This is a genomic window from Streptomyces sp. NPDC086519 (genome assembly GCF_040686075.1).
In the GTDB taxonomy this organism is placed as follows: Bacteria; Actinomycetota; Actinomycetes; order Streptomycetales; family Streptomycetaceae; genus Streptomyces; species Streptomyces shenzhenensis.
On sequence record NZ_JBFBJL010000091.1, the window covers coordinates 1 to 22,123 of the forward strand.

14 protein-coding genes and 1 pseudogene are annotated in these 22,123 nt (G+C 65.1%); 7 read left to right on the forward strand and 8 right to left on the reverse strand.

Translation table 11 applies throughout. The annotated features are described in order from the left end of the window. The 5 genes and pseudogenes from AB0P24_RS43640 to AB0P24_RS43660 form a co-directional block, all read left to right on the forward strand. Positions 1–686: pseudogene (locus AB0P24_RS43640) on the forward strand (hypothetical protein); the annotation flags it as partial. An 887-nt stretch (positions 687–1,573) separates the two neighbouring features. Beyond that, positions 1,574–4,678 carry a restriction endonuclease gene (locus tag AB0P24_RS43645; protein ID WP_365804280.1) on the forward strand — a complete coding sequence of 1,035 codons (3,105 nt, stop codon included), beginning with the start codon at positions 1,574–1,576 and terminating at the stop codon, positions 4,676–4,678. Between the two features lie 483 nt (positions 4,679–5,161). Next, positions 5,162–6,418, forward strand: a complete 1,257-nt coding sequence (locus AB0P24_RS43650) for an IS256 family transposase (RefSeq protein WP_365804282.1) — start codon at positions 5,162–5,164, stop codon at positions 6,416–6,418. Next, positions 6,415–6,933 carry a GNAT family N-acetyltransferase gene (locus AB0P24_RS43655; protein WP_266647387.1) on the forward strand — a complete coding sequence of 173 codons (519 nt, stop codon included), beginning with the start codon at positions 6,415–6,417 and terminating at the stop codon, positions 6,931–6,933. The genes AB0P24_RS43650 and AB0P24_RS43655 overlap by 4 nt, the downstream gene beginning before the upstream one ends. A gap of 99 nt (positions 6,934–7,032) precedes the next feature. Further along, positions 7,033–7,341 carry a hypothetical protein gene (locus AB0P24_RS43660; RefSeq protein ID WP_365804284.1) on the forward strand — a complete coding sequence of 103 codons (309 nt, stop codon included), beginning with the start codon at positions 7,033–7,035 and terminating at the stop codon, positions 7,339–7,341. Positions 7,342–7,786: 445 nt separating this feature from the next. Here AB0P24_RS43660 and AB0P24_RS43665 read toward each other — a convergent pair whose 3' ends face one another. Genes AB0P24_RS43665 through AB0P24_RS43675 form a run of 3 tightly spaced genes read right to left on the reverse strand, consistent with a single transcriptional unit; the run spans position 7,787 to position 8,984 of the window. Next, positions 7,787–8,116 (reverse strand): hypothetical protein, encoded by a 330-nt coding sequence (locus AB0P24_RS43665; RefSeq protein ID WP_365804286.1) that lies wholly within the window; start codon positions 8,114–8,116, stop codon positions 7,787–7,789. Positions 8,117–8,119: 3 nt separating this feature from the next. Beyond that, complete coding sequence (locus AB0P24_RS43670; RefSeq protein WP_365804288.1) at positions 8,120–8,434, reverse strand: hypothetical protein; 315 nt, start codon at positions 8,432–8,434, stop codon at positions 8,120–8,122. Then, complete coding sequence (locus AB0P24_RS43675) at positions 8,421–8,984, reverse strand: bifunctional DNA primase/polymerase (RefSeq protein ID WP_365804290.1); 564 nt, start codon at positions 8,982–8,984, stop codon at positions 8,421–8,423. The genes AB0P24_RS43670 and AB0P24_RS43675 overlap by 14 nt, the downstream gene beginning before the upstream one ends. A gap of 403 nt (positions 8,985–9,387) precedes the next feature. Between AB0P24_RS43675 and AB0P24_RS43680 the strand changes: the two genes are divergently transcribed. Beyond that, a complete protein-coding gene (locus tag AB0P24_RS43680) occupies positions 9,388–10,635 on the forward strand; it encodes a hypothetical protein (RefSeq protein ID WP_365804292.1) in 1,248 nt (415 codons plus the stop codon). A gap of 18 nt (positions 10,636–10,653) precedes the next feature. On the opposite strand, the gene AB0P24_RS43685 is transcribed toward AB0P24_RS43680, so the two are convergent. The 5 genes from AB0P24_RS43685 to AB0P24_RS43705 all read right to left on the reverse strand — a co-directional run bounded on the left by AB0P24_RS43685 (position 10,654) and on the right by AB0P24_RS43705 (position 21,142). Further along, complete coding sequence (locus AB0P24_RS43685; RefSeq protein ID WP_365804294.1) at positions 10,654–11,583, reverse strand: aminoglycoside phosphotransferase family protein; 930 nt, start codon at positions 11,581–11,583, stop codon at positions 10,654–10,656. Positions 11,584–12,224: 641 nt separating this feature from the next. Further along, complete coding sequence (locus tag AB0P24_RS43690; protein ID WP_365804296.1) at positions 12,225–14,960, reverse strand: DUF3962 domain-containing protein; 2,736 nt, start codon at positions 14,958–14,960, stop codon at positions 12,225–12,227. Then, positions 14,948–18,517: a hypothetical protein gene (locus AB0P24_RS43695; protein WP_365804298.1), complete on the reverse strand. Its 3,570-nt coding sequence runs from the start codon at positions 18,515–18,517 to the stop codon at positions 14,948–14,950. The genes AB0P24_RS43690 and AB0P24_RS43695 overlap by 13 nt, the downstream gene beginning before the upstream one ends. Beyond that, a complete protein-coding gene (locus AB0P24_RS43700) occupies positions 18,510–19,619 on the reverse strand; it encodes a hypothetical protein (RefSeq protein WP_365804300.1) in 1,110 nt (369 codons plus the stop codon). The genes AB0P24_RS43695 and AB0P24_RS43700 overlap by 8 nt, the downstream gene beginning before the upstream one ends. Further along, a complete protein-coding gene (locus AB0P24_RS43705) occupies positions 19,568–21,142 on the reverse strand; it encodes a PD-(D/E)XK nuclease family protein (RefSeq protein WP_365804303.1) in 1,575 nt (524 codons plus the stop codon). The genes AB0P24_RS43700 and AB0P24_RS43705 overlap by 52 nt, the downstream gene beginning before the upstream one ends. Before the next feature lie 79 nt (positions 21,143–21,221). Between AB0P24_RS43705 and AB0P24_RS43710 the strand changes: the two genes are divergently transcribed. Further along, positions 21,222–22,115 (forward strand): serine/threonine-protein kinase, encoded by an 894-nt coding sequence (locus AB0P24_RS43710; protein WP_365804305.1) that lies wholly within the window; start codon positions 21,222–21,224, stop codon positions 22,113–22,115. Positions 22,116–22,123: the final 8 nt, after the last annotated feature.

Here is a 22,123-nt window from a genome sequence, read left to right on the forward strand (position 1 = left end):
CCACGGTGAAGTCCCCACGGCCCGGACAACGCCCAACTCGCCTACGAGGCACGGCCACCAGGGCTGATGTACCTCATTGTGTTAGCCGTTCTAAGTGGAACTTTGATCACACCCACTACTCCTTCCAGCAGCACGACTATTTCTATGACACCGAGCTGACGCCAGGACAGGATCAGCTGCGGCACGACATCGATCTCCTCTTCGCAAGGAACGGCATCGCATACACGGTCGGTGAGGATTTGCGTGTCCGGCGCCTCGGACCGCCTGAGGCGCGTTTGTTGATCTCCAACTTCAGACCCTCGACCGGCGCCCCCCAGCTAGACAGCAAGCTCAAGGACGCCATGGAGCGCTTCTTCTCCAGAGATTCGGCCGACCGGCGGGACGCTCTTGAGAAGCTCTGGGACGCTTTCGAACGGCTCAAGACGCTGGAACTTGGCGGCGGCACTCTCAAGAAGTCATCAGTCAGTCAACTGCTCACACGCGCCGCCTCCGGCTCTGAGCCATTCCGCGAGCTGCTAGAAGCGGAGTTCAAGACTCTGACGGCGATCGGCAACGGTTTCACCATCCGGCATCACGAGCACGACAAGGAGGACGTTCCTACGGACGCCGCTATCGACTATCTCTTCATGCGGCTTGTCTCTGCTATCTCCCTTGTCCTTCGCCATACGGGACGCATGGCCTCATGACTGCCATGCGACTGTCACGACGACAGGCGCCCTGCTGCGCTCGCTCGATGAGTGAACGTCCCCCATGCGTCCCCCGACAACCTCGATTGCAGGCACAACTCCACCTCGCAGGTGATGGGCGGAGCCCGCTGTGCATCTGCTGACTCACCCTGAACTTCTCTTGAAGGGCTGATGCATGCGGGTTCTCCGGAACCGCTGCAGTACAGCAGCGAAGTACAGCAACCCCGAGACCGCAGTGCGACCGCCAACACCCCACAACGACCCATTGACCAGCTCACCTGACCACAATGACCTCGGAGCCGAGACTTCGGGACGAAGAGGTCATCACCCAAGGTCTCACCGCTACGCTTCCGCCGGCGCGACTTGCTCTGGACGACGGCATGGCAGCGTGGCTGAGGCGGGTAGGGGTGCAGCGAGGCACACGCGGTCGACGCGCCCTCCGTCGTGGCTGACTGTCGTCGGCTGAGGTTCGTGCCACAACCGTGCCAGCTCCAACCCGAGGGCGATGAAGTGCCGTCAGCCTGGAGAGCGCGGAAGACGTCAGCGCCACCCCCGCGAGACCCCCTGGTCGCGCACGATCTCGGCGGCCGACGGTAGCTCCGTCATCTCGGGGTCGGCCTCGATCCGCCCCTTCACCGCATCTGCCTGGCACGCCGTGGAAACCCGCAAAACGCTCGAAGGAGCCTGAGCATGGCTTGCCCAGGCCGTGCGACTGTCAGTCTGCGTTGCTCCGGGATGGGAGGTGCAGACGATCGGCCCTGGCTGCATGTGACCAGTCGGGCCCCCGCCCGGCCTGGTACCTGACATCCTTACTCGAGCGACTGACGAGGCACAGAGCACGGACGATGACGCTTGGGGGGCGTATGCGCGACGACACTGTCGTTGTCATGGCAGCCGACAATAATCTGCGCGGCGACCTTTTCAGTAGATTGATGTGCGATCTGTTCCATGCCCTGGGGTACGAAGACTTTCGACTCGACGTCAACCGTACTGGTCGCGAGATCGACATCAAGGGACGTCACCGCACAGAGCCACGAGAGCTGCTGGCCGAATGTAAGGCGACCAACCGGCCCATCGGAGGAGCAGACGTCAATAAGTTTGCTGGCGCAGTACAGGTTGAGGCGACTCGAACCCCGTTCACGGTAACTCCATATTTTATTTCTCTGTCCGGCTTCACTGCCCCGGCTCTGGAACAAGAGAGCGAAGCGGGAAATAGGATATCGCTACTCAATGGGGCCGATATAGCGTCAGAGCTCGTCAGAGGTAGGGTAATCGCTTCCAAAGAGCAAGCTATATTTGCTGCGCGGGACGCAGCAAGGGAGATGCCTCCCGGGACCGTGCTGACCAATCGCGCCTTGCTGGTGGCACATGACATTGGCTGGCTTTGGGCTTTTTTCTTCGCCAGAGAAGGTGAGGAAACCCATTACACACTGATCCATGCAGACGGCCACGGGCTGGCTAGCAATCTCGCCAACAGGGTAAAGCAGGACGACCAAGCTTATACCGGTATCTTCGACGGCCTCGCATACCTGCCTTCCGCCAGCGATGTAGCACCGTCGACCGAGGCGACCGAAGTCGCCACCCATTACCGGAACTATCTGCTGCGCGAATTCGGTGCAATCACCCTAGAGGGCCTCCCGGTCGACCGCGAAGTGGGATCTCGCAGGTTCGATTTGGAGTCGCTCTATGTCCCACAACACTTGCACTACTCCGCAGGAATGGATGCAGCCACCGGTTTAGACTCAGAGAGTCGAGACCAGTCACCCTCCAAGATGCGCCCCTGGTCTTCACGGAGAGATCCGGTGTCGCAAATTTTGAAGGGGTCCAAGCACGTAGCAATTCTTGCACCTCCCGGTAGCGGCAAAACCACTCTCTTGAAGCGGCTTGCCACGGCATACGCTGACCCGCAAAGACACGGGGAAGTGGATGACCATCTGCCACGACAGGACTTCTTTCCAATCTTCTTGCGCTGTCGCCAGCTAGGATCTCAAGTTCGGGATCCAATCGTAAAAACGCTCGGTCGGCTGATCGAGCAGGCTGAGCGTCCAGGAATGGTGAAGGCGTTTGAGGAGCTTGTGCGCTCTAAACTGGAATCAGGACATGCTCTCATCCTGATCGATGGGTTGGATGAGATCAACGATGAGAGCGATCGCATCGCCTTCTCATGTCAACTGCGTACGTTCATCGGGACGTACCCAATGGTACGGGTCATAACAACTTCCCGCGAAGCTGGTTTTCGGGCTGTTGCAGGTGCGGTTGCCCCTGTCTGCTCGCTGTATAAAATCGCTGACCTCTCTGATCACGATATCTTGCGACTGTGCAATTCCTGGCAACGAGAGGTTCTTGGCGGGCAAAGCGGAGAGTCGAAAAGACTTGCCGAAGAAACCTATGTATCGATCGTGCGCAACCCGCGAGTCCGCGAGCTGGCCATCAACCCTCTTCTGCTCACGACTCTTCTGCTTGTGAAACGCTGGCTCGGAGAGATTCCTACGAAGCGTAGCGTCCTGTACGGCAAGGCAATTGAAGTACTCCTCATGACCTGGAACACTGCGGGGCATGAACCAATCGACCCAGAAGAGGCGATCCCACAGCTAGCTTTCGCAGCATTCTCCATGCTGACCCTCAAGAAGCAGTCAGTGTCGGCAAGGGAATTGCGTGACATGTTCAATAAAGCACGTCGCGAGCTACCCGAGATTCTTGGATTCGCTAGAATTTCATCCACTAAATTCATCGAGCGAGTCGAGGAGCGGAGCAGTCTGATAATTCGGAATGGCAGTGTGCTCGAAGACGGCCAAATGAGACCTCTTTACGAGTTCAAGCACCTTACTTTCCAAGAGTACTTGGCCGCCCTTGCGGCGGTCGAGTCGTGGCACCCCGACCGTGATCGATGCGATGACGTCCTTCAGGTGATCGAACCCTATCTGAATGATTCATCCTGGACCGAAGTGATTCCGCTGGCGACCGTGATGGGAGGAATCCGGCACGCGAAAGAAATAGTCCGAAAGATGGTCGACCTACTGAAAGAGACCGATCCGGTCTCAGGCATGGGTGGCTTCGCAGACGGTGAAGGGTATGACGATATATGGGAATCGCCACTGTACGCGAATCTACTTCATTGCATAAGTGACGGGGCCCCTATACCACCTGTGCTGGCACAGGAAGCGCTGGACACTCTTATAACACATTCCGATGACGGAGATGGTGTCGCTCGCGCACTCTCCTCAAGCAGATTCTCTGAACTGCTCGCGGATGTCGCATGGGAAGGCTTTAGCCGATTTGGCGAGAACGGCCACAAGTACGCTTCCGTCCTTGCGGAAATCAACGATCGGGTAATCTACTCAGGCGATGACATTGAATCCATCATCATGGATCTCCAAAGTCCTGATGTGCGGACCCGATCCATGGCGGCTTTCAGCGCCATGCAAGCTTGCTTTCACGCCCGACCGTCCTCTAGTCCAGCCACCGCGGAACAGGCGCGCAATCGTAGCGTGGCAAGGAAAATGGCAAACTTGCTCAAGCCGCACCTGGGTCAGTCTATTATGGGCGAATTGACTAGAGAAGAGACATTGCCCTTGGCTTGGGCTCTATCCTGGGCAGTTTCATGCTGCTACTTGTCGCGGACGGAAGTCAGAGACCTGCTCGCGGCGCTCGTGGAGAAGTTCCTGAGCAGCCAAGACGAACTGACCGGTGAATTCCTTCTATGGGCTATTGGTGACCTACCACCGGAAGGGGTCCGATTCGATCGCGAGGAGTTCTCCCCCTCGCCTGAATTGATGGATTTCGTCAGCAGTGCAGTCGATCTACAAGGCGATCTTGACGACCAGGTAATCGCATGCAAGAAAGCTGCCATAAAGGTTTCTTACTTTGCTCGGGATTTCTTTACGGATGGAGAGGTCTTGATGTATCTGGCTGACCTGGAGCGGGATGGGTTCAGCGACAATCCCTGGGCGAAGTCCCTTCGGAAAGCAGTCAATTGGCCTACGCTTTTTTGATGCGCCTGCCGAGATTCCATCAAGCAGCGGATCCAGACGGCGCCGCTGGTGGGGTGTCGGGCACAGGACGTCGTAACGCGGAGGCCCCCGGACCGCAGTCCAGGGGCCACTATGCCGCAGTTGCGCCTGTCGAGGGTCTGCCAAGGTCACGCTAGTAGTGCTTGGTCAGGTTGGTATGGGTTCTGGCATGTCGCGGTGACAGGTGGGGCAGGCGCCGGTCCAGACCGCGAGGAGTAACTGCAGCTCGCGGGCGACCCGATACGTGCTCAGGCCGGCGCCGTCTCTTTTGGGGACCGGGTGATGCGCTGGAGGGTGCAGAAGGCGTGTGCGACGGAGACGAGGGTGACGTGGTGGGGGTGGTGCCGAGCAATGCTCAATACCTGTGGATCACTCCTGACGGAAGGAGGCGTACCTTCCCGATGGATCGATCGATAGGTCATCGAGCAAGGCCGACGTTGCCGCGTCGGTCGGGAAGGCACGCCGGTGCTTACCGTAGTCAACGAGGACGGAACCACGCCAAGCGGCAGTTCGCTGTTGGATGAGGTTGTTCGGGAAGGGGCACGGCGGATGCTGGCCGCCGCACTGGAGGCCGAAGTCAACGCCTACATAGCCGAGTTGACTGATGAGCGCGACGCCAGGGGGCGCCGCCTGGTGGTCCGCAACGGCTATCACCAACCCCGGCAGGTCACCACCGCTGCGGGCGTGGTCGAGGTGAAGGCGCCGCAGGTGAACGACAAGCGCGTCGATGAACAGACCGGCGAGCGCAGGCGGTTCTCGTCCGCGATCCTGCCGCCGTGGTGCCGCAAGTCGCCGAAGATCAGCGAGGTGCTGCCCCTGCTCTACTTGCACGGCCTGTCCTCCGGCGACTTCGTGCCGGCCCTGGAGCAGTTCCTCGGCTCCTCCGCCGGGCTGTCGGCGGCGACGGTTACCCGGCTGACGACGCAGTGGCAGTCCGACCACGCCGCCTTCATGGACCGCGACCTGTCGGAGGTCGACTACGTCTACGTGTGGGCCGACGGCATCCACCTCAACGTCCGTCTGGAGGAGGCCAAGGCGTGCGTCCTGGTGCTCATCGGGGTTCGCGCCGACGGCTCCAAGGAGCTCGTCGCCCTCAAGGACGGCTACCGAGAATCCGGCGAGTCGTGGGCTGACCTGCTGCGGGACTGCGCCCGCCGGGGCATGCGCGCCCCGGTCCTCGCGGTCGGCGACGGCGCCCTGGGCTTCTGGAAGGCCCTGGCGGAGGTGTTCCCCGAAACCTGCGAGCAGAGGTGCTGGGTTCACAAAACGGCCAACGTCCTCGACTCCATGCCGAAGTCCGCGCAGCCGGGCACGAAGAAGGCGATCCAGGACATCTACAACGCGGAGGACCACGACCACGCCGAGGTGGCGATCAAGACATTCGCCAAGCTCTACGGCGCGAAGTTCCCCAAGGCGGTCAAGAAGATCACCGACGACCAGGTGCAACTGCTGGCGTTCTATGGCTTCCCGGCCGAGCACTGGATCCATCTGCGGACCACGAATCCCATTGAGTCGACCTTCTCCACCGTCCGGCTGCGGACCAAGGTCACCCGTGGCGCTGGCTCCCGCACCGCCGCCCTGGCCATGGTCTTCAAGCTCGTCGAGTCCGCCCAGCAACGGTGGCGGGCCGTGAACGCACCCCACCTCGTCGCCCTCGTCCGCGCCGGAGCCCGCTTCGAACGCGGCCAGCTCGTCGAACGCCCCGAGGCGGTCGCGGCGTGAACCCCATCGCGGCCCAGGCCATCAGCACCGGGCGGCTGGACCTGCTGCCGCTGCACGTCGAGCACGCCGAGGAGATGGCTTCCGTGCTGTCCGACCCGGCCCTGCACACCTTCATCGGCGGCACCCCGGACACCCCGCAAGCCCTGCGTTCGCGCTACCAGCGCATGACGGCAGGCTCTCCCGATCCGGCCGTGTCCTGGCTGAACTGGGTGATCCGGCTCCGCGACGAGTCCTGCCTGACGGGCACAGTCCAGGCAACGGTCAGCCCCTCCGGCCACGGCCCCATCGCCGAGATCGCCTGGGTGGTGGGGACCCCGTGGCAGGGAAGGGGCATCGCCACCGAAGCAGCCCAAGGGCTCGTCGACTGGCTCAGCCGGCAGCCGGTGCACACCGTAATCGCCCACATCCACCCCGAGCATCGCGCATCCGCTGCCGTCGCCACTGCCGCCGGGCTCACACCGACCGACGAATGGCACGAAGGCGAGATCCGATGGCACCGGAGCATCAGCCGATAACTTCACCGATCCACAGGTCTTGACTATTACTCCAGCGACTGCGTAGCCAAAGAAACCGAGGAGCTGGCCGCCGGCACCCTGGACCCTGAGTGCGCGTGCATGGCGGGACTGTTCCCCGAAGAACTACTCACGTCGACGGATGCTGTCCTCGACACCTTCGAGAGCGAGCTTCCCGGGCTGGGTGAGGCAGACGTCGCACAGCTCTTCGGCGTCGTGGAGCGCGTCGTCCTGGCCCTGAACGCCGTGAACGAAGCCCACGACGAGAGCGGCTACGAAACCGACGAGCGCGAGCAACTGTGCCAGTTCATCGACCAATCGCTCACCGAGCACGGCGTCGACATCGTCGCACTGACCGCCCGGCATGGACTTGGCCGCTACCAGCTCACGGACAAGTGGCGGAAGTGGTAACGCCGCTCGCTGACGCTACCCGCTGAGGATCGGCTTCCTGACACAGCACCGGTCCCGCACCAGAGGCGCACCAGATCGAGCGGGGAACAGCGGGGAACCACGGTGAAAGCGGCCAGACCCGAGGGGACCGCATCGCGGCCGTTCGCCCAGGTCAGTGCACGAACGAGCCGCGAATGCCCGCAGCTTCCCAAGCTGATGTCCTGCCATCCAGGTCAGCTACGAGCCTCCCAGCCAGCCCCCGGGCGGTTCGGTCTGCCACTTCGTCCGGGCTGCGGCGCTGGGGCGCCGGTCCCGGCCGAGCGGCAGACCAACGGCGAAGAGGCATAGCGCGTAGCAAGTGGCCCCGTACGTCATCCGCCGGGGGAAGCGGGACGTACGGGGCAAGCCGACCGGTCGCCGGAGCGCTCTCGGACCGCAACCAGCCGGAGTTCCGAAGTCGCAGTGATCAGGCAGCGGACGGGCTTCGACGGGCAGCCATCGTCCCCTCCTCCCTCGTATCAACGTGGGTGGCCGTCTCCGCCGTGAGGCCCGACATGATCAGTTCGGCCAGCATCAACGCTGCCTCGGGACGGATGCTGCCGAGGCGTACCAAGCCGTCGCCCGAGACGTTCACGTCAGCCGCAAGGCCGGGGAAGTCCGACTCCAAGCCCAGGGCTGTCAGCTGCTCAGCCAGGGGGCCGGCGCTGCGTCGAGCCTGTGCCCAGCCGCGGACGTAGGGGACGCCGGGCATCAGGTTCTCCGCACGCTTGGCGACTACGCCCCATCGGTCGGTCATGGTTCAGCCTCTTTCCTCACGAGATTCGGTCGTCTCGTCGCCGCTCTCCGCTAGCCGCTGCAAGCCCGAAGCCAGCGCCAGCCGCAGCAGCTCCGCCAGTCGCTCCGCGGTGGCCGGCGACACGCGCCCGAGTTCGACCAAGCCATGCCCGAAAGCATTCAATTCGGCCCGTAGATAAGGGAAGTCCTTCTCCAGTCCCGCCCGGATCAGAGCGTCCCGCAGGGCAGTGGTGGCGTTACGCGCGGCATACCAACCGTCGCTGTCCAACGGTGACCAGGTGGCAGAGTCGTGCCGGTCGGTGGCATCATCCCGCCCCATCGATCGGAGCCCCCTCAATCGCGGAGAGGCCGAAGGTGTCCGCGGCCCGGTAGCGCTCGCCGTACCGGTCCACCCGAGCCAGCAGTTCAGCGGAGGCGACGAGCATGGTCGCCAGGGCCACCGGACGGAGCGGGTTGGCCATAGGCCGCCGAGCCGGGGCGCGCAGCCACTCGTAACGGTCCCCGCGCAGGGGAATGGGGCCAGGGACGACGACCGCGGAGCCGCGGCTCAGGTAGCGGTAGGCGGGTGCAGTGCCCTCTTCCCGTGCAAGGTAGTAGAGGAAAGTCTCCTGGCTCCGCGAGCCCAGGAAGAAGCCCACACGTTGTGCCTTGTGATCGAGGACAGTAGGCCCGAACGGCAGGCCCCGGCGCAGCAGTTGGTCGAAGGTCTCCATGCCGACTCGCTGATCCACCGTCACTACGTCGAAGTAGCGGCCGGTCGGCAGCATGTACGGTGCACGGGGGTCATCGATCCAGGTGGCGCGGCACCCCTCCGGATCGTCAGCCGCCGCGGAGAGCCATTCGATGCCCCTCCTGGTCATCCTCTGCACGTTATCTCACCTCGGTCAGACTCAGTTGCGGCCCCGATGCCGCCCTGTGTCCAGACTCAGGGTCACCACCCTGGCCAGGGCAGATGACGAGAGATGACGGGGGATGACGCGTCACCCGCGCACGCGTCATCCCCCGTCATGTTGCAATCGCTCACGATCTCCGATTACTTGCAACGCTCAGCGATGAGCAGCGCGTACATTCGGTCGTAGGGTCGAGGAGTCACGCACCCAAAAGTTGCGCCAACGGGCCGATGCGGAGGGAACGGTCACGTCTTCGATGGAGCCGACCAGTGTTCGCTTACGGCAAGCCCGTGTGGTTCGAGGCTGGAGTCAGCCGCGGTTGGTGCGCGAACTCCGCCAGGCCGCAACGCGTCGTGGCCACCAGCTCCCGTCAGATGCGAGCGTGAAACGCCGTATCGCCAGTTGGGAGAACGGACACAGCGCGCCGGACGACTTCTACGGTCCGTTGCTGTGCGAGGCGTACGACCTCAGTGCCGCCGAACTCGGGCTGAACCACGAAGGCGAGCGGGACACGGGGCTCCTGGACGCCGGCTATCCGGAGAGCCCCGAGGGCGCCATCGAAGCCGTCGGTCAGCTGTGGCGGGCAGATCTCAACCGGTATGAGCCCCTGCTCCAGGCCGAGCCCTCCGAACCTGCCTGGAACGAAGCTTCGCTCCGGTGGTTGGTGGCACCCGAGCCAGCCGTTCCCAGGCAACGGCAGAACGGAATGCGCGTCGGTCTCGGAGACGTGGGCGCCATCAAGACCACCGCCGACATGTTCGCCGAATTAGACGACCGATTCGGTGGCGATCACGCGCGGCACGCAGCCATCCAGTACCTCAGTACCGAAGTGACGCCGCTGCTGCGCGGCCAATACACCGAGCAGGTCGGCCGGGCCCTGTTCTCGACTGTCGCGGAGGCAACTCTCCTGGCCGGTTGGATGTCCTACGACGCCTGTCGGCACGGCTTGGCACAGAGATACTTCCTCCAAGCTCTCCGGTTGGCCCAGGACGCCAATGACCGCCGACTCGCCGGCAGCATTCTGTCGGCCATGAGCCATCAGGCGACGTTTCTCGGCCGGTATACGCAGGCCGCGACGCTCGCCCGTGCTGCTCTCATGGGCATCTCTCCCGTGGCCACTCCCACGCTTCGCGCCCAGTTCCACGCCATGGAGGCACGCGCGCTTGCCCGGACCGGAGACATCCGAGCCTGCGAAGCCGCCTTGAGCGCCGCCACAAAGGCGCTGGAGAGCCGGAACAACGACGACGAGCCCGAGTGGATCAGCTATTTCGACGAGGCCGAACTTGCCGCTGAAGCCGCCCACTGCTTCCGTGACGTCAACAGCGCCCGGCAAGCCGTCGCGCACGCCGAGAACGCCATGAGTGGCAGCCACGTACGGAGCGACTTCTTCGCGACCATGGTTCTCGCCGACGCCCACCTACGCGCCGGGGACGCCGAGGAGGCCTGTCGCGTGGCACTCGATGCGCTTGACCTGGGGGAACAGCTCAAATCGGCACGATGCGTCAGCTACCTTGCCGAGTTCCGGCAGAACCTCGCAGTGGCCGGCAGCAGCGCGGACGTGCAGACGTTCACCGAGCAGGTCAGGGAGCACAGGCTATGGATCGCCTCGGGCGATCATGTCGTTGTCTGACCACAAATCGCCGCGTCTTCAGAACGGACCCCATTGGTCTCGCCCCTCTCCGGTGCGAAGGGACCGAACCCGACGAGCGAATTCCGCAGCGGCTGAGTCGCTGGTCGTGACCTGGTGGCCGAGCCACGCGACCATCATCAATTCGCGCAGGTCCGCGAGGGTCTCGTATCCGGGCCAGTTCATCACGTCGAAGCCGTACCGATGAACGAACTCCGCGTACTCCGCCTCTGTGTGCCAGCCGTACCGGTCGTAGAACATCGCCGTCTGGATCAGGTCCCACTCGCGCGGGGCGAGAGCGAAACCGTCCAGGTCGATGAGTACCGCGTGCCCGTCCCTGTGACGGAGGATGTTCCCGATACTCGCGTCACCATGGATCATGCCGAAGGGAAGAACGAAGTCCAGTCGGTCGTAGTCCTTGGCGAGGCGTGCCGCTCGGTCGTCCAGGAACGTCCGGTCCTCTGCCGAGATGCCGTCCAGGCCTACCAGCGAAGCCGCCAGCTTGGCCAGCGGGTCGAAGTACGGGAGGCGGAGGGATGCAGGTTCCTCAAGCCAGTGGAGGCGGCGAAGGAGATCGGCCAGTTCGCTGACCGTCGCGTACTCCTCGCGGTCTTGGACGCTCTCCCAGAAGGTCACCACCAGGCCGCCGACGACGAGCGGTTGCGTGACCGATGCCGGCACGCGCATAGCCGGGAAGTCCTGTGTCTCCAGCCACCGGGCCACACCCACAGCCCGGTCCATGTCCGCGAGGACGGATCGATCACGTGCGATGCGGACTATGACGGGTAACGAGGTGAGCCGGTAGACCGCGTTCGAACCGAGCCGCACCAGCTCGGCGCCGCGGGAGTCGAGCCCGGCCGTCGCGCAAGCCTCTTGGAGCACGGACTCCAAGCCCTCCGCCGTGAACTCCGTGCCGCCGCCGTCCGGTCCCCCGCTGCTGCCCGAGATCATGCTTCGACCATACGGGCCGGACGGACCGCCCGACAGGCCGCCCACGTAATAGGGGCGTAATGATCTTCATCAGCGGAGACCGGGACCGCACCTCCGCCGCAGGTCAGCGCCCCAGAAGCGCAACGGCCCCTGATGGCCTCCGGAGCCGTGTGCGCAGGTTCGAATCCTGCCGGGGGCACTCCGGATTGGGGCCCTGACCAGCGGAAACGCCGGTCAGGGCCTTTCTTGTGCATGCCGAAACAGCAACGGCCAAGTAAGCCATGTGCACTCGCCAACCCACGCATTCCGACCTGGGATTTTGGCGCACCGGTAGACCGAAATCCCAATTGTCCGATCCCGTGACATCGCTCCCTGCGGGATATGCGCGGGACGGAGGCGTCTAAATCGGGGTTCCTGGAGCCACGACCCGCTTGTGAGCTGCATGTTTGCGGCGAGGGAAGCGAACAAGGCAGACGTCTGAGCAGGCCGTTCCACTTTCCTGAGCCGAGGGGGTCAGAGCCTGAAACCGGGGTACCTCACGGGCTTCAGATCTAGTGGAGCGCCGCGCTCCTCGGCACCAGCGGAATGCTCCTGCTGGCCAGGGGCTTTCCCGCCTCATGCTGGAGACAACCGCGGAACTGCCTATATCGCGTCGCAGACGACTATTGAGAGTCCTGCTCGGCTACCGGAGCCGGGGCCACGGCAAGAGGTAGGAAGTACTCCTCGGCCAGCTTCGCGAGGTGTAGCGGGAGGGGCCGGGAGAGCGGGTGGTACTCATCGTGGAAGCGCAGCTGATGGGCGGCCGCTGCAACCACGGCGGGCCGGTCCGGGGCTATACCGGCGCGCCCTGCGGCCGCCAGAGCCGACTCGGACAGGCAGCCGAGTACGGTGAGTTCCAGAGCCTGCGGGTTCCAGGCGGTGGCTGCGGGGCCGTGTGGCCAATCCTTGTGGGGCACCAGCTTGCGCAGGTCATTCCGAACCGTGCCCGCAGCGGGCGGCTTGCCGACGGTACTGATGAACACCCGATCGTCCGGGCCCGCGCCCTGTGCCGCCCACAGACCGGCGGAGAACCCTGGCGTCTCCTCATCGGTCTCGGCAGGTGCGTACCACTGGGGTGTCTCGCCACGACTGTTGGCGTCCCGAAGCAGCACCATCCGCAGGTCCCTTCCGAAGAGCGCGAGCCGGGCGGGCGGCTCGCCATGGAACGTGACCATGTCTCTGCGCAACTGGCCGTTGTTGAGGCCGGGCCAAGCCTCACGCAGGTTGCCGCTGTTCGCCAGCAGTAGGGTCGGCCGGTCGCGCACCTGGTAGAGCAGCGACCTGATCTGGCGCTCGACCTCGTCGCGCCGCTCCTCGGTAGTCGAGGCAAATCGGCCTGATCGGGTGCGCGTTGCGGTGGCATCCGCCACGGCGCCATCGGTGGCAAGGGTGAGCAGCAGTTGGGCGTAAGGTACCCATTTCTTACGGGCGTCGTCCCACCCTCGTACGGGGTGCACCGGATCGTGTGGGCGGATCCGGAGAGCGACCAGGCGCTGTCCGGCCTGCCGCGTCGGTCCGTTGGCCTTTCGCCGGACCTGCCAGAGCGCAAGGTATTGGAGGTCGTCTGCCAGTGCCTCGTCCAGCCGCTGATCCGGCGGGACCACGGCCCCGAGCTGGCGCATCCCGTCAGCCAGGGCGGACCGGGCGCGCAGAGCCACAGCCCCGTCGGAGTCCTCCGGTACGACGATGAACTGGCTGACCCGCCGGGCTGCGGCGCAGCCGTGCCGCAGGGCCGACTTGGGGTCGGAGTCCTGTACTGAGAACCGATCGGGGCCCAGCGTCTCTACGATCGCCAGCCCCACCGGACTGGTTCGAGGGCCAAGCTGGACAGCTGTCAGCGCGGCCCGCTCCCGCACGGCCTCGGCCAGTGCCTGGGCTCGCGACCGGCCGGATTTCCGGACGACCAACAACGGGGCGCCCAGGGCACCAAGTGGCCGGGCACGGAGCACAACGTGCAGGTCTCCGTCCTGCCACTCATAGTCGCCTTCCACTCCGCCGGAGCCGGTCGGAAGTCCCAACCACTCGCGAAGCATCGCGATTAACTCGTCGCGGGTTTCCTCGGTCTGCCAGAGCACGTCTATCAGCAGCGGCTGCCCGCCGAGTGCCGCGCGCACCGCGTCGCGCCGCGCTTGCACGCGCCGTCGGGAGCACACCTCCTGCTTCTCCAGATCCTTCGTCGCAGAGGTGGGCAGCAGGGCGGGCTTGGCCTTCCGATGCGCGCGTTCCAGGTCGGGCACTCGACGCAGGACTGGGTGGAGACTCTCCTCAAACCACTGATCGAGGAGCGAACGTTCGAGTGGCATAAGTCCGGTGCCGACGCCGTGCCGGCCCATCGCCGTGCTGTGCAGGATGCCTGCGGCAACTCCGTCACGGCCCTCGATCCAGTCCACCGGTTCGGTGATCAACTCGGTCGGCTTGGGGTAGGCCCGAAGCACGTCGAGTTCGGGCAGCAGGTCGACCAGGCTATGCCGGCTCCAGGACAGCATGCCCAGGCCACGGTCGAAGGCCAGGGAGTTGGCAGTCAGCCGTCGGCGCGAACCGTCGGCCCCAGACCAGGGCAGAGGTGCGTCGAGCAGGGCAGTCGCACCTCGGCCCTCCGGCAGCCGGACGGGCGATCCGGTGGCCCAGCGGCGGATCCCGTAGGAGACGTGCACCCTGAATCTCGCGGCGAACGGCACGGTCTGGACGGTGATGGTCACCAGACCCGAGTAGTACCAGGTGCTTTTCCCTCGGGTGTATGTCCGTGGCGGCCAGCTGACCAGCTCGACGCCCTGGTCGCGGGTGACCAGCCGGAAGGAGAGGTCAACGCCGTTGAGGTGGAGAGGGCGAGCAGCGAGCCTGGCGCCGATCCACTCGGGCAGCAGGTGGTAGAGCCTCCGGTCGGGTTGGGCCGTGCCTCCCGGGGAGGGCTCCGCTGCGGTGAGGTCCAAGGACTCGTGCCGCCACTGTGGGGTGTGCCGGTCGATCAAAGCCAGTGCCCGATCCAGGGCCGCTTGGTGGTCGGCCGCACGCTCGGCATCGGAATCGGTGCTGGGCGGCAGGGTCATCACCCACGAGACCAACAACGGGGCGACCAGTTCGGCCGGCATCTCCTCGGACGCGTAGAACCAGGGAGACTCAGCGCTGTTTCCGGCTCCCCGCCCGGTGGCCACCAGGCCCGGGGCTGTGGCCCGAAGTAGGTCGTTGAGCTTGCTGATCGGCAGGCCCACCGGTTGTTCCCGGCGACGCCACCGTCGCCGGTAGAGGTCCATGAACTCGGTCCGCCATTCCTCTGGAAAATTGATAACGCGATATTGCTCGGTCCAGGCTCCGGCCTGCGGGTCCGGTTCATAGGCGGTGGTGCTGATCAGGCGGTGCATGCGGTGTTCCCTTCGTCGGTGAACTGGATGAGGCAGCGGTCGAGGGCAGTCCACATCGGCCGGTAGAGCGCCTGGACGATGTGCCGGTCGGCCGCGGGCACAGGAGTGTCCGGGGTGAAGTAGGGCCTGAGCACGGCATGGATGCTGTGCAGGAGACTGGTCTTCGGGGTGTCCGGCTGACCTGGCGACTGGCCGGTGGCCAGGTTGGGCGCGAACGCGGCGTCAACGAAGGCGACCCGGGTGGGTACCGCGCCGCGCACGGAGCGGCCGATCACCTGCCAGATCAGCACGAGTAGATCCCAGGTGACCTGCTTCCGGTCGTCATCGCTCAGACGGCTCCAGGCCATGCTCCTGGCCAATACCCGGTACCACTGAGAACGGGCCAGGTCCCTGACCTTGCGGGCGCCCAGGCCCAAGGTGAGCTCGCCCCTGACCCAGTCGGTGAACTCCCCACCGTCGATGGCCCGCACGATCCAGTCGTTGATCGCGTGCACCGCGAGGCCAAGGTCGTCGGGACGTGGGTTGGGCCGGGCGAGGAAGTAGATCGACCCGATTGCAGCGTGCCGGCGGTCGAGGTCGAGGATGTTGTGTCCGCGTTCCACTGCTAGCAGAGGCGCCACCAAGATGTCGGCATTGGTGTTGGCCAGCGTCTCCACGTCGCCGCGGCGCAGAACGGGGGCGTGGTGTTCGTCGTCATCCGACCATGTGCCAGCGCTGGGGTCGTCGTCGGACACCAGCCGACGGACTCTGCCCCTCCAGCGCTTGTTAAGGGTGTGCAAGGTGTCCGCCACAAGCTTGGCTTCCTCATAGCTGCCGACAAGCAGGAGGATGTGACGGCGGTTCTCCGGGAGGAGCCTCAACTCCTCCTGGAGACGGCTGATTCCGGTGTCGTCCTTACCAAGGGCGATGGCCATTCGGCGCAGGATGGCGGCTCGCTGGTCGAGTGGCTCACCCGAGAGCCGCTCTGCCTCATTAGGCGCCTGGCACTCACACGCCACACGGCACAAACAGTCGTCGCGGACGAACTCGAAGCGGAACTCGCTCTGTTCAACGATCCGTTTCAGTTCCTTCGGATCCGGCTCAATGATCACGCCGATAGGCACCGGGATGTGGTAACGGCTAGAGCTCCCGGCCCAGCTGCTGCCCGACATCAACAGGACATTGGTGCCGGGTCGACCGTCCACCGTCGGCAGGTCAGGCATCGCACGGAGCAGTTCCCGGCCGAGCCCGCTACAGCGGAAGAAGCGCAACTCTCCGGTACGCGCTCCGCCGAGGTCCGGGCCTTCCATCAGGAACTGAAAGCCGATCACATTGCCCATAGGCGCCTCGGGCACCATCGGGCCGTAGTCGAGCGGCCTGCGGTACATCTCGTTGAAGCCCAGGTTGAGTGCCGCCGCGACGCGCGGCCACATGGCGTTGATCAGGGCGAGTTTGGGCTCCAGCGCGCTGAGCAGCAAGGTGAACTCAAAGCGGTTCATCAGTAGGCTCAGCCACTGTTCCGGGTCCTCCGGCAGACAGTCCTTCCTCCGGCGCTTGGCCCTCCTGCGGCTCGCCGCACGCTGCGCAGGTTTCCGCCCCCACTCACCTTTGGCGCGGGCACGCAGCTCCTGGTAACGCTCCCGGCCCTCGTCATTCGGCTCCAGGAGGGGATCGAGGTCGAAGAGGTCACGGACCACCATCTCCAGCCGACTGCGGGTGTTCTCGCGGTAGTTGGTGTGTAGTAGTTCGCTCAGCAGGCCGGTGAGTGCAACGCCGTCCTCGGGGATCTGGCGCCGGTCACCGAACGGATTCTCTCGGAAGCCGTCAAGGATTTCGGTCAGTCGGCGCCGCGGCACCCGAAGAGAACGCTCGGCGTCGGGCTCCGCCGCCTCAGCCTGAGTGCCGTCGTAATCTTCCGGCAGCGGGTACCGCTCCTCCAACAGGCGGAGCTGGAGCGTCCAGGCGCTAAAATAACCGGTCCTGACCCAATCGCGCAGGCCGACGTCACTCACCAACATGGCGACCAGGCGGTCCGCTGCGGTCTGCGTGGTGTTGACAGCAGCCGACCAGTTCTCAACGTCCCGGTCCGACAGCTGGATCCGCCCAGCACCGGCCAACTCACGGATGCGATGCTGGTTGACATCGTCAAGAAAAGACCGAGTGTCGGGACCCCCGCCGATCAGCGGGATGCCGGGCGCGAACATCCGGTCGAGTTGCATCTGGACCCGGTCTGCTTCGTCGACGATCACCAGGTCGCTGCGCCGGCAGGCGAGTTCGAGGTAGCGGATGCGCTCGTGATTCTGCGGGTGCGGCACCGCCGAGTCGATCAGGCTGGGCGGTGTGGCGACCCAGACAGCCGCATCGACCAGTTCGCGGGCACCGTGATGGCGGGGGCAGCCCGACCAGAACGGGCAGGCCACCCGACGCCGTATCCACAGGTCGTCCGCGTAGTCGCCGCGACTGCCGGGCGGTTGCAGCCTGGTGCACGGTGCCTCGCCGAAACCGAGCAGGTCGTCGGCGGGTTGACCATCTGCGTGCCGTAGCGCGTTCAGGGCACAGGACGTACTCAGGTAAGCGAACCCAGCGTCGTCGTGGGTAAGCAGATTGCGCGAGCCACGGCCGACCAGCCGCCGGTGCAGCCGTTCGGCGTGTTGCTGACGGCCCGTCGCGCCGAGCACCGGGGCAGCCGAACCGGGGACGTACGTGTTGTACAGCTGAACCAGCTTGAGCTGCTCGGCAACGTCCCCAACCACCACGGTCGCCCGAAGGCGCCGCCTGGCCAGGTGTACCGCCAGCACGTCCCGCAGGGTGCTCTTGCCGGCGCCGACGATGCCCAGCAGATGCTGGATCCCCGCTACCTCGAAGGAGTCCGCACATTTGAACTTGCCGGCCTGGCGAGTGAAAAGGTGGATCGCATCCAGCCGTCCGGTCCAATTCTCAGATTTGACCGAGTCCATGAACTCCGCAGTCTTCACCAGGTCGTCCCATCGGAAGGTCAGCGGCTCACCCTCGTTCGCCGGGGGTGCCGCAAGGTCGTGGCCGACCGGTGGCGGCAGGCTGTGCTCAGGGAGCTGGACGGTGGTCAGATGCCGACCGATCGGGAAGGCATGCCGGCCGGCCTTCGCGAACGTCAAGGGGCGTCCGGCGAACTTCGGTGCCTCGCGCAGCAGCAGCTCGTACGTCTCCCAACGGTCCGGTGCCACCGACAACGAGGAGCGCCGGACGGCCGGAAGGCCCGGATCGGCGACCTCATAGGCACGGAGCTGGCGGTCAAGCCGCTGGTACTCCTCAAGCGCCTCGGTCCAGGCCAGACGACGGCCCCAGGTCCATAGTGTGTGCCGGGCCGTGCGGAGGGTTCGTTGCCCGGCCGCATCTACGGCTTCCCAGGCCCACGCGAACGGGTACCCGCTGAAAAGCGTCCAGGCATCCGCTGCCGGCGCGCCGGCAGCAAATCGCTCCTGAAGGACGAGACCAACCTCGATCTCACAAAGGGAGACCAACCGGGCCCTTTTTATCTGCGGTGCGGCTTTCAACAGACAGCTGACCACCTCACCCAGCGACTGGGCGGTGCTACGCATGATTCTTCCTCGCTCGGACGGTTGGCTCCGGTGTGGTGAACTCGCTCGCGGACAGCAGACGCACCCGTGCGCCGGCGGGCAGCGCACGGTCGAAGTCCTGCCGGTACCCGGCGTACGCCACGAGCTCGTCCGGGACTACGACGTCCAGAGGTCCGCCGAGCCGGGCAGCAACATCCGCTGCCCGCAGGGCGGCTGGAACAGGCTGTTCCCGGTTGTGGACCTGAAAGGTGTGGAGTGTCCCGTCGTGGCCGACGGCGCGGTGGACACCCAAACCCAGCGGGAGCAACTGGGCCTGCGACGTGAGGCGAGAACGGACGGCATGTTCGGTGCGGCCTGGGAGCGCGAGGAAGAGCCTGAGCCCGAACGGCAGAGCCAGGGCGTGCCCGAGTTGGTGCGACGATTCGAATTCGCGGTCCCCCGGTAAACAACCGCCCTCGCACCAGGGACCGGCCGTCGTCACGGGTTTGGCAAGCAGCAGACAGCTTTTGCAGCGGTGTACCAGCCCGTCGATAGTGAAGCGGTCTGGCACGGGGGCATAGAGGTCTTTGACCAGCTTCCAGGTCTGAGCCACAGTCGGCTGGAGCATCTCCATCGGGTCGAACCGGAGGATGATGGGCCGCCGGATGAGGAAGTCGCGGCAAAGTGCGAAGCGCTCCACGGTGCCGCAGGCGTCAGCAAGTTCAGCGAGCCGGGTCTCGGCCTCCTGCTCCAGCGCGCCACGCGGGCCAAGGGAGGCCAGTTCGGCGCAGGTCCGGGTCGGTTCGCCCGCCGCGGGATCGATCAAGCGGGCATCGTCGGTCAGGAAACCGCTTGGCAACGCCAGTGGCCATCCCGAAGGCCCGCGCTCCCTGAACCAAAGCAGCAGCTCTGGCACTCCGACGGGCACCGGTTGACCGTGCATCAGCCCTAACAGCACCACGCGGTCCAGCGCCAACTGGAGGCTCGACGGATAAGGCAGCCGGAATGTCGACGATCGGTCCACTGAAATCAGTTCAATCACGCCCCGGGCCACCTCCGTGAGGAGGTCAACATCCGTTCGTTCATCCCCACTCACCGGCTTGTCCCCGCTCCGTGCCCCTGCGGCCGCCGGGCAGAGCACCATCTGGCCACCTCGCAGGTGGCACACTCGGCACCAGGGACGGCCTCGAAGAGCGTCTCCGCGTGCCAGCCCGAAACTTGCTCGCGCAGTACCGCCTCAGCGGCAGCCTGGGTCTCCGGAGCAAACGGGTCGAGGATCCGCAGATCGACGCCTCCGGGGTGCAGCAGTTCCAGTTCGACCCGTCCTCCGGCCTGCGGTCTGGGCAGCACGCCACCAGCAATGACACGGACGCCCAAGGCCAGTTGAGGATAGGTGGCCAGTATGTTGCGACGCGGACGGTCACTGGCGGAGGTCTTGGTCTCCCGCCAGATCCAGGAACCCGCTTCCCGGTACAGCAGGTCGGGCTCCGCCAAGACCAGCAAGTCGGCAGCGGTGTCGTCGAACACCAGCCGGGGCTCAGTCTGGATCTCCGATCGCGGTTCAGCCGTACGGAGTGGGCACACCTCGGCGTGATGACGCAATAACTCGGCCCCGAGCTGCCGCTCCTCGTTGGGGAGCCGGTAGTCCTCAGGCACCCAGTTCGCTGGGATCTCGGGGGTACACGGCGTACCCGACCACTGGCCATGCCGCTCAGCGAGGAACGCGTGGACCGCCCGACCACGCTCGACGGCTGCCCCCCGCTCCACGGTGTCATCGGCTGGGAGCCGAAGGCCGCGCAGATAGCCGCGGGCCGGACAGCTCCGGTGCCCCCGCCCGGTGGTCGAGGACCAACTACGCCGCGGCCGACTCCGATCGGCTATCCCGAGGAGCCCCTCAGCCCGCGGAAGCGCCGGACAGACCGGCGCAACAGCACACGAAGTACAGGCAGTACCGGGCCGGTACTCCTGGCTGTCGAGCAGTGCGCGGACAGCGGGCGCCCCGTCGGCCCGGTACAAGGCCAATGCCTCGTCCCGATTGCCATCGAAGATCGTGTCCGTTCGACCGTCGGACAGCGCGAACTGGACAACCCTGACCCATTCGAGCCGGGGATCGAGATTCCCCTCCGCCACAACCAGGGCGGCCACGGCGCGCTCCGCCGCGCTGCGCTTACGAAGCCGGTTGACCGGTAGGCGTAGCTCACGCAAGCGGCCGTCGTCGGACTCGAAGCACAGTCCCCACGCTGTGATCCGGTACTCCACAGTGCCCCGCCCTTCGCTGCTTGGGCGGTGGTGCCTGTATACCCAAGGCCGACGGGTGAGTCGGAGGTCCAGATCCGCAGAGAACGCCTCCTGGTACGTCCGGAGCGCATGCTCGGTCCACTGCCGAACGCCGTCGTGCAGCGGACGCCGCCGACCGCCGCGAGACACGCTCGGCGGAGGCTCGTCCACCGGCCATTCGAGTTTGTCAGCCTCGTCCATGAAGGGCCCGTTCGGAAACGGGTTCAGCACCTCGGGCTTCCAAGCGGCCCGCTCGCGCGGCCGCAGTCCGCGAGCCTTCAGCGCATCGGACGCCGGGCATCGGTACCGCTCTGGACCGAACATGCCCAGGCGTACCTCAATGACGCCGGAATCCCCAACCAGGCCGTCGGGTGGCCAACTCGCTGTCATAATGTCCTCACTTCTCTGCACCCCGGGGCATGCGATCGAGCCGGCCGGGAAATTTTCTTTCGGGTACGGAGCGTGCGCCTTGCTTCCTGGAACTCTTCTGAACGGCCGTTACCGAGTTTTGCGACCGCTCGGTCACGGCGGCGAAGGCGAGATCTTCGTTGCCCGGGACGAGCACCTCCGCAAGGACGTGGCGGTCAAATCACAGTTTCACCGGACCTTCGAGTCGACGGCCGACTATTCCTATTTCGGCCAACATCTAGAAAAGGAGCTCGAACGACTTCGATTCATGTCGAACGTGCGGGGGATCCCGGAGGTGTTGGGGGACGGTCGCTATGGATGGAGCGAACGCCGGTACATCGTGATGGAACTCATCGAGGGCATCACGGTCGCGTCGTGGATCAACGAGCACCATCCCGTTCCGGCCGCTGCAGCCATGTCGGTTGTCGCACAGCTCTGCGAGATTCTGAATGGCGTGCACGCCGAGAGATATGTCCATCGGGACGTCACACCGAACAACGTCATGATGCAACCCGACGGCCGGGTCCGGCTGCTGGATGTGGGCATCTCTGTCGCGATCGGAGAGGAGAACGCCGATCCTCGCGGCACTCCCGGATACGCCGCCCCGGAGCAGTACGACCCAACCTCGGTGCTCACCCCGCAGGCCGACGTCTTCTCCCTCGGCGCCATGTTGTTCGCGATGACCGTGTCAGAGTTGCCGTACAGCGGCCGGGAGAGTCCGCCCGACGGCACGACCTCAGCCTTCCCAATCGACTTCCGTGCCGAGATGCCGGAAGGGCTCCGGAGCCTCGCGCTCGCCATGGTTTCCGTCGATCCGCACGAGCGGCCAAGCGGCGTGGCCGAGGTGTTGGGCTACCTACGGCCAATGCTGCCAACGTCTGGCTCCCTCGCGTCCCCGAAGGCCACGCGACCCGACCCAACGGCCCCATACCGGCTCGGCTTGTCCGGACCGTGATCCTCCCT